The 16,535-nt window shown below is 38.5% G+C and carries 15 protein-coding genes, 11 tRNA genes and 1 rRNA gene; 2 read left to right on the forward strand and 25 right to left on the reverse strand.

Annotated elements, in window-relative coordinates:
* From WAK64_RS20245 to WAK64_RS20305, 13 genes are all read right to left on the reverse strand, one after another.
* Positions 1 to 74 (reverse strand): 16S ribosomal RNA (locus tag WAK64_RS20245); the annotation flags it as partial.
* A gap of 102 nt (positions 75 to 176) precedes the next feature.
* A tRNA-Gly gene (locus WAK64_RS20250) sits at positions 177 to 250 on the reverse strand.
* A 13-nt stretch (positions 251 to 263) separates the two neighbouring features.
* Positions 264 to 340: transfer RNA gene (locus WAK64_RS20255), tRNA-Pro, on the reverse strand.
* Between the two features lie 45 nt (positions 341 to 385).
* Positions 386 to 462, reverse strand: a tRNA-Arg gene (locus tag WAK64_RS20260).
* A 17-nt stretch (positions 463 to 479) separates the two neighbouring features.
* Positions 480 to 566: transfer RNA gene (locus WAK64_RS20265), tRNA-Leu, on the reverse strand.
* Positions 567 to 633: 67 nt separating this feature from the next.
* A tRNA-Leu gene (locus WAK64_RS20270) sits at positions 634 to 715 on the reverse strand.
* 15 nt (positions 716 to 730) lie between these two features.
* Positions 731 to 806: transfer RNA gene (locus WAK64_RS20275), tRNA-Lys, on the reverse strand.
* Positions 807 to 811: 5 nt separating this feature from the next.
* Positions 812 to 886: transfer RNA gene (locus WAK64_RS20280), tRNA-Gln, on the reverse strand.
* A 97-nt stretch (positions 887 to 983) separates the two neighbouring features.
* Positions 984 to 1,060: transfer RNA gene (locus WAK64_RS20285), tRNA-Asp, on the reverse strand.
* Positions 1,061 to 1,107: 47 nt separating this feature from the next.
* Positions 1,108 to 1,179 (reverse strand) — tRNA-Glu (locus WAK64_RS20290).
* 7 nt (positions 1,180 to 1,186) lie between these two features.
* Positions 1,187 to 1,277 (reverse strand) — tRNA-Ser (locus tag WAK64_RS20295).
* A 7-nt stretch (positions 1,278 to 1,284) separates the two neighbouring features.
* Positions 1,285 to 1,359: transfer RNA gene (locus WAK64_RS20300), tRNA-Asn, on the reverse strand.
* Between the two features lie 80 nt (positions 1,360 to 1,439).
* Positions 1,440 to 1,901, reverse strand: coding sequence for a SprT family protein (locus tag WAK64_RS20305; protein WP_336588816.1), 462 nt, complete (start codon positions 1,899 to 1,901; stop codon positions 1,440 to 1,442).
* Positions 1,902 to 1,992: 91 nt separating this feature from the next.
* Between WAK64_RS20305 and cmpA the strand changes: the two genes are divergently transcribed.
* Positions 1,993 to 2,142, forward strand: coding sequence for a cortex morphogenetic protein CmpA (gene cmpA / locus WAK64_RS20310; RefSeq protein ID WP_336588817.1), 150 nt, complete (start codon positions 1,993 to 1,995; stop codon positions 2,140 to 2,142).
* Here cmpA and WAK64_RS20315 read toward each other — a convergent pair.
* From WAK64_RS20315 to acpS, 6 genes are all read right to left on the reverse strand, one after another.
* On the reverse strand, positions 2,128 to 4,302 hold the full coding sequence (locus WAK64_RS20315; protein WP_336588818.1) for a Tex family protein: 2,175 nt from the start codon (positions 4,300 to 4,302) through the stop codon (positions 2,128 to 2,130). The genes cmpA and WAK64_RS20315 overlap by 15 nt on opposite strands.
* Before the next feature lie 380 nt (positions 4,303 to 4,682).
* Positions 4,683 to 5,033 (reverse strand): type II toxin-antitoxin system endoribonuclease NdoA, encoded by a 351-nt coding sequence (gene ndoA / locus WAK64_RS20320; RefSeq protein ID WP_336588819.1) that lies wholly within the window; start codon positions 5,031 to 5,033, stop codon positions 4,683 to 4,685.
* 4 nt (positions 5,034 to 5,037) lie between these two features.
* Positions 5,038 to 5,319: a CopG family ribbon-helix-helix protein gene (locus WAK64_RS20325; protein WP_336588820.1), complete on the reverse strand. Its 282-nt coding sequence runs from the start codon at positions 5,317 to 5,319 to the stop codon at positions 5,038 to 5,040.
* A 139-nt stretch (positions 5,320 to 5,458) separates the two neighbouring features.
* Entirely contained in the window at positions 5,459 to 6,649 is a 1,191-nt protein-coding gene (gene alr / locus WAK64_RS20330; RefSeq protein WP_336588821.1) for an alanine racemase, read from the reverse strand.
* Positions 6,650 to 6,926: 277 nt separating this feature from the next.
* Positions 6,927 to 7,934: a LolA family protein gene (locus tag WAK64_RS20335; protein WP_336588822.1), complete on the reverse strand. Its 1,008-nt coding sequence runs from the start codon at positions 7,932 to 7,934 to the stop codon at positions 6,927 to 6,929.
* Positions 7,935 to 8,167: 233 nt separating this feature from the next.
* Positions 8,168 to 8,533, reverse strand: a complete 366-nt coding sequence (acpS, locus tag WAK64_RS20340) for a holo-ACP synthase (protein ID WP_336588823.1) — start codon at positions 8,531 to 8,533, stop codon at positions 8,168 to 8,170.
* Between the two features lie 74 nt (positions 8,534 to 8,607).
* Between acpS and WAK64_RS20345 the strand changes: the two genes are divergently transcribed.
* A complete protein-coding gene (locus WAK64_RS20345) occupies positions 8,608 to 9,195 on the forward strand; it encodes a rhomboid family intramembrane serine protease (protein ID WP_336588824.1) in 588 nt (195 codons plus the stop codon).
* A gap of 66 nt (positions 9,196 to 9,261) precedes the next feature.
* Here WAK64_RS20345 and WAK64_RS20350 read toward each other — a convergent pair whose 3' ends face one another.
* The 6 genes from WAK64_RS20350 to WAK64_RS20375 form a co-directional block, all read right to left on the reverse strand.
* On the reverse strand, positions 9,262 to 10,704 hold the full coding sequence (locus WAK64_RS20350) for a PH domain-containing protein (RefSeq protein ID WP_336588825.1): 1,443 nt from the start codon (positions 10,702 to 10,704) through the stop codon (positions 9,262 to 9,264).
* Entirely contained in the window at positions 10,694 to 11,176 is a 483-nt protein-coding gene (locus WAK64_RS20355) for a PH domain-containing protein (RefSeq protein ID WP_419465976.1), read from the reverse strand. Before WAK64_RS20355 ends, WAK64_RS20350 begins: the two co-directional genes overlap by 11 nt.
* Before the next feature lie 230 nt (positions 11,177 to 11,406).
* On the reverse strand, positions 11,407 to 12,372 hold the full coding sequence (uvsE, locus tag WAK64_RS20360; RefSeq protein ID WP_336588827.1) for a UV DNA damage repair endonuclease UvsE: 966 nt from the start codon (positions 12,370 to 12,372) through the stop codon (positions 11,407 to 11,409).
* Between the two features lie 163 nt (positions 12,373 to 12,535).
* Positions 12,536 to 13,996 carry a degradosome RNA helicase CshA gene (gene cshA / locus WAK64_RS20365; RefSeq protein WP_336588828.1) on the reverse strand — a complete coding sequence of 487 codons (1,461 nt, stop codon included), beginning with the start codon at positions 13,994 to 13,996 and terminating at the stop codon, positions 12,536 to 12,538.
* 268 nt (positions 13,997 to 14,264) lie between these two features.
* Complete coding sequence (locus WAK64_RS20370; protein WP_336588829.1) at positions 14,265 to 14,951, reverse strand: alpha/beta hydrolase; 687 nt, start codon at positions 14,949 to 14,951, stop codon at positions 14,265 to 14,267.
* 157 nt (positions 14,952 to 15,108) lie between these two features.
* The gene (locus tag WAK64_RS20375) at positions 15,109 to 16,476 is read right to left on the reverse strand and encodes a UDP-N-acetylmuramoyl-tripeptide--D-alanyl-D-alanine ligase (RefSeq protein WP_336588830.1); all 1,368 of its coding nucleotides are present in this window, start codon (positions 16,474 to 16,476) and stop codon (positions 15,109 to 15,111) included.
* Positions 16,477 to 16,535: the final 59 nt, after the last annotated feature.

Raw genomic sequence — 16,535 nt, forward strand, 5'->3', positions numbered from 1 at the left:
TCAGTCCGCTCGACTTGCATGTATTAGGCACGCCGCCAGCGTTCGTCCTGAGCCAGGATCAAACTCTCCATAAAAGTAGTTTGACTTGCTCATGTTTTGTGTAAGAACTAAGTTCTTACGTTTAGAATTAACGTTGACGTTTCGTCTTTTCAGTTTTCAAAGTTCAATATTATAATTGGAGCGGGTGATGAGAATCGAACTCACATCATCAGCTTGGAAGGCTGAGGTTTTACCACTAAACTACACCCGCATATTATTTTAAATGGTCGGGAAGACAGGATTTGAACCTGCGACCCCTTGGTCCCAAACCAAGTGCTCTACCAAGCTGAGCTACTTCCCGTTGCAATTATACTAAGCTAGTTAATCGTAGAGCGAAACAAAATAATGGCGCGCCCGAGAGGAGTCGAACCCCTAACCTTTTGATCCGTAGTCAAACGCTCTATCCAATTGAGCTACGGGCGCATATAAAGTAAAATATTTGGTGCGGCCGAGAGGACTTGAACCTCCACGGGGTTAACCCCCACTAGGCCCTCAACCTAGCGCGTCTGCCATTCCGCCACGACCGCGTCATAAGTCACAAGTACTAATTATATCGACCGAAACTACCATTGTCAACACTTTTTTAAAAAGTGATGCGGGTGAAGGGAGTCGAACCCCCACGCCTTACGGCGCCAGATCCTAAGTCTGGTGCGTCTGCCAATTCCGCCACACCCGCTCATTACGTTTATAATGGTGAGCCATGAAGGACTCGAACCTTCGACCCTCTGATTAAAAGTCAGATGCTCTACCAACTGAGCTAATGGCTCGTAAATGGCTGGGCTAGCTGGATTCGAACCAACGCATGACGGAGTCAAAGTCCGTTGCCTTACCGCTTGGCTATAGCCCAACATTTCAATAAAATGTGTCTTCTGCTGTTAACAGCGACAAGAAATATCTTACCACGAATGAACCGTGGTCGTCAACAACTTTTTATAAAAAATTAATGGCGGTCCGGACGGGACTCGAACCCGCGACCTCCTGCGTGACAGGCAGGCATTCTAACCAACTGAACTACCGGACCAAAGGATGAAATAAGAAAAGGAAATGAGAATCCTCATTTCCCAATGATGACCCGTACGGGATTCGAACCCGTGTTACCGCCGTGAAAGGGCGGTGTCTTAACCGCTTGACCAACGGGCCAAATTACTGGCGGAGAAGGAGGGATTTGAACCCTCGCGCCGGTTACCCGACCTACACCCTTAGCAGGGGCGCCTCTTCAGCCACTTGAGTACTTCTCCAATTATATGGCTCCGCAGGCAGGATTCGAACCTGCGACCGATCGGTTAACAGCCGATAGCTCTACCACTGAGCTACTGCGGAATAATGTATTGTTTAATATCGACAAAACAAATTATATATAATTCTTATAAATGTGTCAATACATGAAGAATAAATAAAAGTTATTCATTATTTAGGATCATATGGATTTTTCCCCGACAACGCCCGCAAACATATTTATTAATATTCATGCGCTTCTTTCTAACATACCTTTGATCACATTGATTACATTGATATAAATATTCCCTTTTTTGTTTTTGCCTCGAAGAAGGGAGGTGAGCACAATGTCTAGGTGCTCCAACTTTATGAAGTAACTGTTTAAAATCTTGATCCCGGTGTTGGTATCCTTTGTTTTCTAAATGGAGGTGGTAATGACAAAGTTCATGCTTAATAATACTAATTAATTCCTGAATTCCTAATTCATCATAATACTTTCTATTTAGTTCAATATGATGTTCCTGCAACAAATATCTACCACCAGTTGTCCTCAATCTATCATTGAAATACGCCTTGTGTAAAAAAGGCTTTTGAAAACTGTCTATTGAGATTGATTCAACTAAAGCTTGAAGCTCCTCTTCCTTCATAAAAATCTATCCTTTCCTCCCGAACATGACAAACTATTATAACATACATTAAATTATACTTATTCATTTGAATAATAAAGGAGGGCTCCCTATGCCAAAGTGGCTTCAAAATCAAATGAAAAGAGCTTTTTTAGAAAAGGACCGTTACCAAATTAAGCTGTTAAATCAATGCTGGTTTTTTTACACAAAAAACACTACTCGTAAGCAGTGTTTTTTATTTTATTCCCTAGTTGGAATTTAACATCGTCAAAGAAACTCTCCCTTTGCCAACATCGACACTTTCAACCCAAACCGTCACTACATCACCTACTGATACAACCTCTAATGGATGCTTAACAAATCCCTCTTTTAATTTCGAGATATGTACAAGTCCGTCTTGTTTCACTCCTATATCTACAAAAGCACCAAAGTCAACAACGTTTCTAACTGTCCCTTGGAGCTCCATCCCCTTCATTAGATCCTCCATTTTTAATACATCCTTTTTTAATAACGGCTTCGGAAGATCATCTCGCGGGTCTCGGCCTGGTAGAATAAGCGCATCTAAAATATCCTTCAAAGTATGTTCTCCTATTCCTAGACGCTCTCCTATTTCCTCTACCCTTTGAGCCTTCACAGCATCCTTTAGCTCTTCACTTCCCAATAGTGATGTTGAGAGCTGTAGCTCATCTAATAAATCATGCACTTTTCGATAATTCTCCGGGTGTATTGAGGTATTATCAAGAGGCTCCTCCCCGTCTAATATTCGTAAAAATCCTACACATTGCTCATATGTCTTCTCCCCCAACCTAGGAATCTTCCTTAATTCCTTTCGGTTGTAGAAACGCCCCTCTTCTTCTCTTCGTTTAACGATATTATTTGCTACCGTTTTTGAAAGCCCTGCTACATACTGAAGCAACGAGGAAGAAGCTGTATTTACATTGACCCCAACACGGTTTACTGCCGTTTCCACTACAAAACTAAGTGACTCGTTTATTTTCTTTTGCGATACATCATGTTGATATTGCCCGACACCTACTGATTTTGGATCAATTTTCACCAATTCCGCTAATGGGTCTTGCAACCTGCGAGCAATAGAGACTGCACTTCTTTCTTCAACCTGAAGATTAGGAAATTCTTCTCTTGCTAATTCAGACGCAGAATACACACTCGCTCCAGCTTCATTTACGATTAAATAGGATACATCCGACTTGACCTTTTTTAAAATGGATACAATAAACTGCTCTGTCTCTCGAGAAGCAGTTCCATTTCCTATTGCGACTATCTCAATATTGAATTTTTTAATACACTCCATCACCTTTTTCTCAGCTTCTTCTAGCCTTGCCTTTGGTGGATGGGGATAGACGACATCAATATTTAATACCTTTCCCGTTTCATCTACTACCGCAAGTTTACACCCTGTACGGTAAGCAGGATCTACACCCAAGACCATTTTTCCTTTTAATGGAGGTTGTAATAGTAGGTTCCTTAGGTTTTCTGCAAAGATGTGAATGGCTTGCTCTTCTGCCTTTTCCGTTAATTCATTGCGAATCTCTCGTTCAATTGAAGGTTGTAATAGTCTTTTATATGCGTCTTCAATTGACTCTTCAAGTATATCTACTGAAGATGAATGAACGTTCTTAATTACTTGCCTCTTCAAGAAGGAGTGAATATTTTCTATTGGTGGAATAATAGAAACCCTCAGCACCTCTTCCTTTTCACCTCGATTCATTGCCAACACACGATGTGGAACAATTCGAGAGATAGGCTCTTCATAGTCATAATACATTTCAAAGATATTTTTTTCGTCTTTTTCCTTATTCTTTTCCTTTGAAGCTATTGCTCCTTTTCGAAACGTTTCCTTACGTACCCATTCTCGGTAATTCGCAGAATCAGATATTTTTTCAGCAATGATATCTTTTGCCCCCTGGATTGCTTCTTCTACTCCGTATACTTCCTTCTCTTCAGATAGATACGCATCCGCTTCCTTTTCGACATCTGTCTTCGGATCGTTAAGTAACCAGTTGGCGAAAGGTTCTAGCCCTTTTTCTTTCGCAATTGTTGCTTTCGTCCTTCTTTTTTGTTTATACGGACGGTACAGATCTTCTACTTGCTGTAATTTTCCAGCTAAATGAATTTTCTTCGAAAGGTCTTCCGTCAACTTCCCTTGTTCCTCAATTAAACGGAGTACTTCTTTTTTTCGTTGTGCTAAATTTTGTAAATAAGCATACCTTTCCATAATCGATCGAATTTGCACTTCATCTAATGCACCTGTCATCTCTTTTCGATACCTTGCGATAAATGGTACCGTATTTCCTTCATCTAATAGAGAAATAACATTTCGAACTTGTTCCCATTTTAACCCTAACTCTTGTTGCATTTGCTTAATTAAGTGATTATTATTTCCTTCAACTTCTGTTAACATAGTTATCTTCCCTCCACCTCCAAGAACCTTGTTTTATTTTACCACATGTCTCTTTCTCAACTAATTCTGGAAAATCAGAACCCCTCCACTCAAAATCGAAGCACATCCTTCATTGCCTCCAAGAAAACTCAGCCAATTAACTAGGCTAATTGAAAATAGCACCTTATAAATTAATCTTTTTCAAAGTCTCTATTTTATCAGGTACTTTATAAACAATAACAACACTTAGTTTAGATGTTCTTGTCGAACATAACGAAATACCTGAAAGATACAACAGGACCCACCTACCTTTTCGTAATCGTTCACCACTATTTTCACCCTTTTTAAAGCCATTCAACAACAAAAAAGCCCTTCTTTTAAAAAGAAGAGCTTTCAAAATATTAAAACTGTATAAGGCCTAAACTAATCTGCAAGGCATCGTCTACTTTATCCATCATTTCATCATCTAAATGCGTGATTTTATCCGTTAAACGCTGTTTATCAATCGTTCTTACTTGTTCAAGTAAGATTACGGAATCTCTTTCAAAGCCGTAACGCTTTGCATCAATCTCAACATGGGTAGGCAGTTTTGCTTTCTGAATTTGTGCGGTAATAGCAGCAACGATTACAGTGGGGCTAAACCGATTCCCAATGTCATTTTGCAGGACTAGTACAGGTCGTACACCACCTTGCTCAGAACCAACGACAGGAGATAGATCTGCAAAATACACGTCACCACGCTTAACTATCAAAGGATTAGCCTCCGCTTACTAAGCGTTCTACAGTATGTTCTGCCTCGAATTCAGCTTGCATCGCTTCAGAAGCAATGGCAAGATTGATTTTCGCCATCTCCATATAACCCCGTCTCATTGATTCACGAAGTTGTCGTTTCTTACGTTCACGCAAATACATCTTTGTCGCACGATAGATAAACTCGTTACGATTTAAATTTTCTTGTTTAGCAAAGCCGTCTAATTCTGTTAGTAGCTGTTGCGGTAAGCGAATTAAGATTTCTGTTGTTGCGCTGGATTCAGACACAAACTACACCTCCACCATCAATACGTACCGATTCAATTTTTTCTTCTTAATCATACCACTTCTGAATAAAGAAAGAAAGTCAAATTCCTGTACCATCACTATTATTATCAGAAGAAGGGAAAAATTATGCATCAATTCCCTATTCAATATCATTATTGATAAAATCACTTGATGCTAGAAGCTGATTAACAACCTCAATCGGTTCGTTTTCTTTAAAATAAATACGTGGTACTCTAGGAGATAGTAAACAAGCAATTTCATAATTGATTGTGTCTAACCGCTCAGCAATTTCGTCTACGGATATACACTCGTCTCCTTGTTTCCCTATTAAGGTAACTTTCGTTCCAACCTCCACTTCATACGGAACCTTAACCATACATTGATCCATACAGACTCTCCCTACAATAGGAGCTCGAAAACCATTGATAAGAACCTCTTGCCCTTGTAGCCCCCTCAACCAGCCGTCCGCATACCCAATTGGTAACGTTATAATCCACTCGTCTTTTTCTGTTTCATACGTCGCCCCATAGCTGATTTTTTCCCCAGCATCAAGTTTTTTCACATGAACCACTCTCGTATGAAGCGAAAGCACTTCCTTTAATGGATACGGTAAGAGAGGAACCATTTCCTTTGAAGGAGATAAGCCGTACATTGCGATTCCAAACCTTACTGTATTAAAATAAGACTCTGGAAAACGTAATGAAGCGCCACTATTGGCAGTATGGATGTACTTAGGTTTAGATTTAAGAACTTGAAGCAACCAATTAAAACGTTTAAGCTGTTCTTGTACATAGTCATCGTCTACTTCATCTGAAGTAGCGAAATGGGTAAAGACCCCTTCGAGCATAAAAGATTTACTTTGAGAAATCTTTCGTTCAATGTCTTCTAGCTCTGATTGTGACCGAACACCGACCCTTCCCATTCCAGTATCACATTTAATATGCAATTTAAGCTCTTGATCTTCTCCAACATAATCCTCCGCCGTCAGCAACCAATCCATACTAAAGACAGTCAAGGTAATGTTATGCTCTATAGCAATATTGGCATCCTTTGGTCGTGTCGCACCTAATACAAGAATTGGAGATGTAATTCCATGCTTTCTTAAACGAATAGCCTCGTCTAAAAAAGCGACGGCCAACCCCTCAGCACCAGACTCAATCGCCGTTCTAGCTACTTGGATATCTCCATGCCCATATGCATTCGCCTTTACAGCAACAAATACACTTACATCATCTGGCAAGTGTTTTTTTAATTGTATTATATTATACGCTACATTATCTAAATTAATTTCTACCCATGTATCTCTAAAAAACGGTTTCTGCAGCTCCAAACGGTCACTTCCTTAATCTTTAAAGCATTTACGGTTTGAACAAATGACCATACCTTCAATTTCAATTTAAATCGTGTTTCTATCTTGTTCACCTTTTCGTGCTATTCACTCTTTCTATCTCCTTTATTTTAACAGATGATTAGCAGTATTTCATACTATTGAGTCAAATCTCGTTACAAACAATTAGATTAACTTTTTCCATCTAAGGCGTATTTTAGATGCTACATTTATCTTTCTTCAGAAAAAAACAAGCCCTAGATGGGCTTGTTTTTTCCCGTTACTTCACCACAGAACCCTGTACTGATTTGGCTAATGACACCATTTCATCCTCTGTTAAATCGTTAGAAGCAAGCATATAATCTACACCATCATACGACCAAAAAATAGAGGTTTCATTTATGGCACCTACGGTAAATCCTAAGTCCACTAATTCTCCACTAACAGATGTTGGAACAGCTATTTCTGGGATTTCTGTTGTTTTTTCTTGAATTAACGTATAGGATTTCTCACCATCAAAGGTCATGACGACACGTTTTCCGTTCTCAGTCGCAACCTCTTTCTCATCAACTAAGTTTGCCCCAGGCATTTCCATTGGGTATAGCACGGTCATTTCTTCTTCAGCTAAATCAGCCATCACTGGGACTTCTAAATTGGCCCCAGACATATTTTTATCCATGTCAAACGAATTTGCATCGAACTTCGCCTTTAAATCTACTTTTGAGAATTCAACTGTAACAAGAGCATTTCTATCCGAGTCCATTACCTTTACGGAAGCAGGTGTTAAATCCTTTTTATTGAAGGATATTTCCTGCACCGGTAGCATTTGATTATTTTTGTACCTAGTCTCTGTTTCAAACACATAATGATCTTCAGATGCTGTGAATTTTGCTTCTTTATCCTGTAGAATGTCCTTTACTAATGATTCGAACAAATAGGCTTGTGAGCTGTTTTCTGGCCAATTACTTTGGAACTTAAAGCTTTTATTTAAGGCTGGAGTGAGGACAAATACCCCTTCTTTATTACGTAGTATAATTTGACTTTGGTCCTTCTCAACATTTTTCAATTGAACTCGATACTGTTTCGGCTTACTATACCAAACCTCTACCTCATATGTTTGAGGCTCCTTTCCTACTTGCAACGTCATTTGGGCAGATGCTTTATAACCTTCCATGTCGTCAAGCTTCGCGCTTAATTCCTCGGTCACATCCTCTTGTGACTTCGCACCGCAGGCTGCAAGGATCAAAACGGAAAATGCAACCATCAGCACGAACCAACCTTTTCTCATATTCCCAACCCCTTTTTTGTCATTTACGTTTAAGGAAGAGGAGCAGACAGAAGGATCAAGAGATTTCCGATACTAAATGTGCAAACGTTCCCTTCTTTAAAGAAGGATGCTTCAGTTCCCGTTATCTGTTAATACTTCCGTCTTGTCTCTCCTATTGCACTATGAATATATGAGACAACCTTAGGGTTTATGAGAGATGTATAAAAGTTCTTATATTTTTTCTGTACCTTTTCTCATTTCAGACGTTCAATAATGACCTGAGCAGCAGCCATTTTCTCAGTATGTGTAATAGAAACATGAGCAAAAAAATCGGCTGATTGAGGGACCTCCATAATAGAAGGCTTTCCATTTGTATCTTTTCTTATTTCAATGTCCTGAAATGATAACTGACTACCAATCCCAGTCCCTTTTGCTTTTGCATAAGCTTCCTTTGCAGCGAATCGTCCCGCTATAAATTCAATGCTCCTCCTCCCTTCATAACTTGAAAACTCTTTTCTCTCATTTTTTGTTAATACCCTATCAACAAATTTCTGTTTCCTCGTTACTAAATTTTCTATTCGCTCTAATTCAATCATATCGAGCCCTATTCCTACTATCATCTCTGTTCCTCCTTCTATATTTATGATATGGTACATACAATAACTAATGGAATTTAATCGATGAGGTGAAATATATGTTTGTTCGAACAGAAAGCTTTTCACAATATATACGTAGCTATCCTATCATATCTATACTTGTAGCTATTCACATCGCGTTATATGTATTAACACTCATTCCGTTCCTCCCTAATTACTGGGTATTCGAGCAGTTAGCAGGAGTTAATATTTATATTACCCAAGGTGAATGGTGGCGACTCATAACCCCTATTTTTGTTCATTTAGGGTTCGCTCACTTAGCATTTAATTCTATTTCCCTTATTATTTTTGCTCCACCGTTAGAGGAGTTTTTTGGGAAATGGAAATTCAGCTTTTTATATATAATGGCTGGCATTGTCGGAAATGTAGCTACCTATATTTTTGAACCACCCACCTATATTCACGTAGGAGCTAGCGGCAGTATATTCGGCCTCTTCGGAGCGTACTTGGCCTTTATTTTCATACAAAAAAACGCCGTAACACAAGAAATGAAACAAGTAATTTTACCAATTGTTTTGATTGGATTAGTCTTATCTGTTTTTCAACCTAATATTAACTTAATCGCTCATTTCTTTGGCCTTCTAGGTGGTTTTGGCTTCGGATATCTTTTATTTATACGACGATAAACAATCTATACAGTCTAATGATTCCTAACTTCAATAAAACCTTGCTGAAAACCAGCAAGGTTTTATTTAATTATACTCCCTTTCAGGTTTAACCCATTTTTTTATCATTTCTCCGTCTTGTTCATTCATATAAAAAGCTTTCCCAACCTTTGGACCGGCCCCTGACTTGATCGTCAAAGCAAAAGAAACAAGGTGATTCCTTCGTTGAAACCATGATTGCGTTTGATCAAAACTTTGAATTCGGTTCTTTAAAACAATCATTGTGTGCTTAGACATTTTCCGGTATTGTAAGGTGAATTGATTGTTATCGATATGCCATCCCGCTGAACGATATTTTAAGTACCCCCAAATAGCACTTAAAAGGAAAAGAACAAACGAGAAAAACCCAAGTGGAAAGAAAACAATTGAGAGTACAAGCACTGGGATTACTACTATAAAAGACTCCCTCACCATATACCGGCGTATCGACCTTTTCGGGGCACGATGCAGGGAAGCATCCAATTTATATGAAGGAATCAGCTCTTTTAAAAGGCCTGCTATTTTGTTTTTTCTTATAAAAGGAAATAGTTTAATGTTAATACTTTCTTGGTCTAAAGCAGACCCACCTGCACTATGCAAATGTAATGCGGCAAAACCTAGCCATTGACGAATCGGATTCTCGATTACCTGTATACCTTGAATTCGGTTTAAAGGGATTGTCAATGTTTTCTTTTCCAGTATGCCTCTTGAGATTAAAATCTCATCCCCTGACTTTACAACAGTGAAATGTCCATAAACAAGAAACGTTCCGATTACTGATAAGGACCAAGTAACGAGTAGAACAAAAATCACTACAAATAAAATAAACACAACACCACTTCGAACAATGCCTTCTACTTGTTCATATATGGCTTCATATGGAATAAATTCAGTAAACTGAGTAAAAATCCCCGAAAAAATCCCCAAAACAAACAGACCGCCACTTGATGTAAGAGCCATGAGAAAAAGATCTCGAAAAGTCATCTTATAAACGAAAGATTGGATAGAGGCATCGTCTACATCTATGTTTTTTCCTCTTTTCGCATCCCTAATAATTAGCTGAAGCTCCTCTGCATCTTTTGTAGAAATGGCGCTTAACACAGCTTCAGCCTCCAAATCGGATCCCCCGGCCGTTTCGACTTTTACTTTTACTAACCCAAGCGGCCTTTGTAAAATTCCTTCCGAAAAATTCAAGCTTTGTATTCTTTCAAACGGTATATATCGCTTCTTTTTTACAAATAAACCCGATTCTATTCGAAGTTCTCCTTCTTCTATTCGATACGTAAAACGGAACCATTTCAATACACCTGCAATGAGCAAAGCAAATAATATCGCCCCGATAAAAATAAGCGGAATGAAATCCCAAAAGGAATTTTCATTTCCCCCATTAATAAAGAGAGCAAATACTAACGGAAGAATAAATCCCTTTAATTGTTGTGTGAAATTAGATACAGCCGCCATTGGATGTAGACGCTTTGGCTCAGATATCATCTTCGGCTACTCTCGCTAACATTGAAATGGAATGACGCAACTGATCTGCTTCAAGCATTTCTAAAGCTGGGATTTCATGTAGTGTAGCTGCTGTGGATATTGTAATTGTCGCAAGGTCATATTTTTTTAAGATTGGCCCTTGAACAGTATCTACATGTTGCACACGAATCATCGGAATTAGCGTTCTTTTGATTATAAAAACTCCCTGCTTTAGTTCTATCTCTTGCTCTCTCACTTCATAACGCCAACGTTCCAAACGGATTTTAGGGATTAGATATATAAAAACTACGGCATATCCCAATACCGCTATGACAGCTATTAGAACTAACCACATTGACCAATCTAAGAACAAGGTAACAGCTGAAAACACCACCGCTCCAGCAGCTACTGCTAAGGAATGGAATAAACCATAAAACCGCCAAACAGTGAGCGCTTTCATAGAAATTCTTTTATTAGGCTCTTGAATCTCCATCATCTCTCCCCTACTTTCTTCTTCACTAAAAGAAAAACGTGATTTTTAAGCACATTCACCCCAAACTCTCTTTTCCCCTATTCACCTTCCGAGTAGAAGCATTTACCTAAAAATGTTTGCATCATCGCTTTCTCTAATTATTATTACGTTTCAATGAATAAGAAGTTTCTTTACTATTATAATCTCTCTTTAATTATAATGGAAAACCCTTCTAATACTTATTTCATTCTTTAATGATTTATTATAAAGGTGGAAGCATTCAACCACTTTAATGCAGCGTTTTCTTTTAAATCCTTTACTAATTTAAATAATGCATCATCCTTTTTCTTTGCTTCAATCATACAATCTATTCTCTCTACACTCCCATTAACTTTTTGCAAAAAAGTTAATAGAGTATCCGCTTCAATATAGTCAGCATGAGCTCGAAACTTACTCGGTGATCGAGGAGAAGAAATGTGCATTTTTAGTGGGACAGGAGATTGGGACCAAGAAGCAACCACTCGATCCCAATGATCCTCCCAGAGGTCATCGTGATGAGCTAAATAATGATGATAATCAAACACATGAGGAATACCAAGCTTTTCACATAAATAAAGTACATCCGTCATAGAAAAGGTGGTATCATCATTTTCAAGAATAATCATTTTCTGTAACGACTGGGGGATAACTCCCCAATTGTGGATAAACTGTTCAAGCGCTTTTTCTTTGTCACCATACGCACCTCCAACATGAAGTACACACCGATGGGTTGGATCAATTCTCATTGCCTTTAATAGTTGTTCGTGGAGCTTTAATTGAAGTAAACTATTTTTTAAAACCTCTTCCCTTATAGCATTTAGAACAACAAAATGGTCTGGGTGAAAGTCGACTCTCATGGGATGAAGCGCTAGAAACTCCGCAATTTCCGCAAACGGTTTTTTTAGCGCACTCATATACCTCCACCCTTCTAGATTAGGGTGAAGAGCTAGTGGAATTAATTTTGAACTAAATCGAAAAAATTCAATTTCATTTTCAACATTATATTTTAACAAGCGCAAACAGTTTTCTAAATTCGATATTGCAATACGTTCAAGCTTTTGAATTGCAGCTCCTCGATCTTTAATTGAAGAAAATTGTTTATATGTCATCGTTTGGGAAGGTGATGCATTTTTTAAATGAACACTCATTGCTACGTAACCTAGTCTAACAATAGTCATGAAATTTCCCCCTTTTTCCTTAGTATATCCACCGAAGGCATGCTTCATTGAGAATGGTTTTATGTAAAGAAGAAAATCACCCAACTCAATAAGGTTGAATATACATATAAGCACGACAAACGAACAAAAAAGCTGTTGACATAGTCAACAGCTTTTTCTAAGCTTAGTCTCTCTCTCTTCTTCGACGACGATTTGAATTATCACGATCTCTATGATTATTTGAATGACGTCCACGACGAGAGCCATCTCGACCGCCTTTACCTTTTCTATTTCCACCACGTTTATCGTTATGGTCACGTCTTGATGGCAGAGGACGTTCTTCGGTAATTTTAACCGGTGTTGTATCAGGCTCTTTTGTTAACATCTTTAATAATACTGCTCCAATTTGCTCTGGAGTATATTCAGACAATAGTTCATTTGTTAAGGATGCATATTCTTGCAAATTATTGTTCTTAATTGTTTCAGCAATACGATCCAGCGCTAAGCGTTGTTGACCTTCTAACGCTTCGTCTAATGTTGGTGGACGCATCGGAGTCATTCGCTTTTTCGTTGTTTGTTCAACGATACGTAAATAACCCATCTCTCGTGGCGTTACGAACGTCATGGCCATTCCTTCTTTACCCGCACGTCCAGTACGACCAATACGGTGAACATAGCTTTCCGGATCTTGAGGAATATCATAGTTGTAAACATGTGTAACACCTGAAATATCCAACCCACGTGCAGCCACATCCGTTGCAACTAATACATCTACACGACCTTCTTTAAATTGGCGTAGAACAGACATACGCTTCGCTTGACTAAGGTCTCCGTGAATTCCTTCAGCAGAATATCCACGCATTGATAATGCCTTAGCCACTTCATCTACACGACGCTTCGTACGACCAAATACAATAGCAAGCTCTGGCGATTGGACGTCAATTAAGCGGGAAAGAACTTCAAACTTTTCTCTCTCTTGAGCTTTAACGAAATACTGCTCAATATGAGGAACTGTCATTTCTTTTGACTTAACTTTAACCGTTTCAGGGTTGCTCATAAAGTTTTCCGCTATTTTGCGAATTGGACCAGGCATTGTCGCTGAGAATAATAGCGTTTGACGTTCTTCTGGGACATTTTTCAAGATTGATTCAATATCTTCAATGAATCCCATGTTTAGCATTTCATCTGCTTCATCTAAAATAAGCGTTTGAACAGAATTTAAGCGAAGAGTTCGACGGTTAATGTGATCGAGTAATCGACCTGGCGTACCCACAATAATATGTGGTCTCTTTTTCATTGAACGAATTTGACGTTGGATGTCTTGACCGCCGTATACCGCTAAGACACGTACACGTTTATCTTGACCAATTTTATAAAGCTCCTCCGAAACTTGGATCGCTAATTCACGTGTCGGTGCAATAATAAGACCTTGTACACTCGCATCTTTTTCGTTAATCTTTTCTATCAATGGAATTCCAAATGCAGCTGTTTTTCCCGTACCTGTCTGCGCTTGACCAATGATATCCTTACCTTCCAAACTTAATGGAATCGTTCCTGCCTGAATTGGGGTTGCTTCTTCAAAACCCATTTTCTCTACTGATTTAAGCGTTAATGGGCTTAATTGTAAATCTGAAAACTTTGTCAATTTCTCATTCTCCTTTTAATAAACATTCAAATCTATATGTTATCTCGACATAGTCTACATTTTTAAAAATAGGGAGAACCCGGCGTTGTCGAGCCAATACCTAATTATTATTTAAAAACCGCGTTTTCCTTATACGCATAAGGGATTTATTTATCCACAAAAAAATATACTCTTCCGAAGAAGAGTCTGCTCTAAAAAAATGCGAACGATGTTAAGATAATGTTACCACTAATGAAAGTGGATTTCAATCTTGAGGAATAATTCCCAATTATTCTTTCAAGAAAGACCATACCCGCTGGAATAATTCCTCAACACCTTTGCTGTGACAAATGACATGCTTTGCCTCTTGTAAAAAGAAGAGCTCTTTTCGATTCGAACCGATTTCCCGATATAAATAATTGGCACTTTTAGGAGGAACAACTCCATCTAAATTTCCTTGCGCAATAAACGTAGGAACGCTCACTTGATTCAACAGGGGACGCACCTTCAACACAACTTTACGAAATTCAACGGTAGCCGATAAAGGTGTATACTTTATCTTTTTCCTTAATCGCTTAAATAATTCATTCCCTTGAAGATTTCCTGACCATCCATCCTTAATCATTTCTTTTATATCCGAAAGGAAGTGCTTAGGACTAACATAAAATGCGGCTGCACTTAATAGAACTAGCTTTTTAACCGGGTAATGAACGGCTAAGTAACTCGCAATCATTCCTCCCATTGAAAATCCAATCACATAAACCTCTTCATTCTCCTTTAAAAGGGTAACGAGTGCTTGTTCTGCATGGCTAATCCACTCTTCTGCTTTTACACCGTTTAGCTTTAATATTTCACCATGACCAGGTAAAGTAATGTCCTCAATCTTCCAATCTGACTGCTTCTTTAAGTACGTTGCTAATGGCTCTATTTCATATGGACTTCCTGTAAATCCATGAATTAATAAACAGCATTTCATGTTATCACCCGCAAAATGTTTACACTCTATTCTTTCACTTTTCGGATAAAATAACAGACAAATTCCCAATTTCCAACGATAACTAGGAAATTGGGAAACCTTATTAATATTATTGGTCATTTGATCCAAATAATTTACTAAAGCGAAGACCTATCCTTTACATTAGCTTTTCTACCACTTCTTCTAATTTCATGCCACGGGAAGCTTTGAAAAGAACGACATCACCGAACTGTATTGTTTCCTTCATTCGTTGAACAAGCTCCTCTTTATTTTGGAACGAAAATACCTTTCCGTGTCCCCTCATATTAGCAGCTTCAGCAAGTTTTTCAGCTAAAGGTCCATATGTCATGACATAATCGATTTCTTCAAGCGGAATATAGTTTCCTATTTCTGTATGAAAGGCTTCTTCTTCAGTCCCTAGCTCCAGCATATCTCCTAATACAAGAACTTTTTGATGATACCCTTTCAAGGAAGCAAGAAGATCAATCGCGGCACGCGTGGAAGTTGGACTCGCATTATAAGCGTCATTAATAATCGTCTCACCTTTCGCACCTTTTACCGTTTCTAACCTCATCCCTGTTAAACGAACATTGTCCAAGGCTTGCTGAGCCTGTTCTAAATGAACATCCAATTCTTTCGCTACTAACATTGCAGCCATCGTATTAAGCACATTGTGTTCTCCTAATATTGGTAAGAAAAAAGACTGGTTTTTCGTAATATTGGTTGAAAAAAACGTCCCTTTTTGATTAGCTTCTAAGCTTGTTGGGAAGATAGTATTCCCTTTTTCTTTTCCAAACGTCTCAGCTCTAATGGATAATGAACGTATTCTCTCCACTAATAAAGGCTCTTCTCCAAAATATACAAGTAACCCTGATTCTGTTAACCCTTCAATAATTTCAAGTTTTGCCTGTGCAATCCCTTCTCTTGACCCTAAATCTTGTAAGTGAGATTCTCCAATATTCGTAATGACAACGACTTCTGGTGATGCGATATGAGTAAGCTCCGCAATCTCGCCTTTTCCACTCATACCCATTTCAAGGACCATAACCTCCGTGTTTTCCTCCATTCCTAAAATGGTTAATGGAAGTCCAATGTGACTATTATAATTGCCTTCCGTTTTTTGAACCTTGTATTGCAAAGAAAGCAGGCTAGCCGCAATATCCTTTGTTGTCGTTTTACCGTTACTTCCCGTAATCCCCACTACTTTCGCATTCAATTGTTGACGGTACGAACGTGCAAGGTCCTGTAATGCTTGTAAACTATTATCTACAACAATTATAGGTAAATTGGCTGGAGGCTCTCCTGCTGATTTTTCCCATAATGCCGCGCTGGCTCCATCCTCAATAGCTTGATGAACAAATTCATGACCGTCCATACGCTCGCCTTTAAAAGGAATAAACAAATTCCCTTTTTCAATCCGCCGAGAATCAATACATACACCCTCAATTTCTAAAGAGCTGAACGTAGATAAATCATTTTGAACTGTAATCATATTCTCTATTTGTTTTAGCGTACGTTTAATCATGCTTTCTATATCTCCTTTTCTGAAAGGTAGGAATAGTACCATCCAGGTACATCACGTAT

This window comes from Bacillus spongiae (assembly GCF_037120725.1).
GTDB lineage: Bacteria > Bacillota > Bacilli > Bacillales > Bacillaceae_K > Bacillus_CI > Bacillus_CI spongiae.

What these genes read in the sequence shown, in the direction of transcription:
- acpS (WP_336588823.1), bottom strand. Translation starts at nt 8,533, where the DNA reads ATGATAGTAGGAATAGGGCTCGATATGATTGAATTAGAGCGAATAGAA.
- WAK64_RS20370 (WP_336588829.1), bottom strand. Translation starts at nt 14,951, where the DNA reads ATGAAATGCTGTTTATTAATTCATGGATTTACAGGAAGTCCATATGAA.
- WAK64_RS20350 (WP_336588825.1), bottom strand. Translation starts at nt 10,704, where the DNA reads ATGATATCTGAGCCAAAGCGTCTACATCCAATGGCGGCTGTATCTAAT.
- WAK64_RS20315 (WP_336588818.1), bottom strand. Translation starts at nt 4,302, where the DNA reads ATGTTAACAGAAGTTGAAGGAAATAATAATCACTTAATTAAGCAAATG.
- WAK64_RS20305 (WP_336588816.1), bottom strand. Translation starts at nt 1,901, where the DNA reads ATGAAGGAAGAGGAGCTTCAAGCTTTAGTTGAATCAATCTCAATAGAC.
- WAK64_RS20355 (WP_419465976.1), bottom strand. Translation starts at nt 11,176, where the DNA reads ATGGAGATTCAAGAGCCTAATAAAAGAATTTCTATGAAAGCGCTCACT.
- WAK64_RS20345 (WP_336588824.1), top strand. Translation starts at nt 8,608, where the DNA reads ATGTTTGTTCGAACAGAAAGCTTTTCACAATATATACGTAGCTATCCT.
- cmpA (WP_336588817.1), top strand. Translation starts at nt 1,993, where the DNA reads ATGCCAAAGTGGCTTCAAAATCAAATGAAAAGAGCTTTTTTAGAAAAG.
- WAK64_RS20335 (WP_336588822.1), bottom strand. Translation starts at nt 7,934, where the DNA reads ATGAGAAAAGGTTGGTTCGTGCTGATGGTTGCATTTTCCGTTTTGATC.
- uvsE (WP_336588827.1), bottom strand. Translation starts at nt 12,372, where the DNA reads ATGACTATTGTTAGACTAGGTTACGTAGCAATGAGTGTTCATTTAAAA.
- WAK64_RS20375 (WP_336588830.1), bottom strand. Translation starts at nt 16,476, where the DNA reads ATGATTAAACGTACGCTAAAACAAATAGAGAATATGATTACAGTTCAA.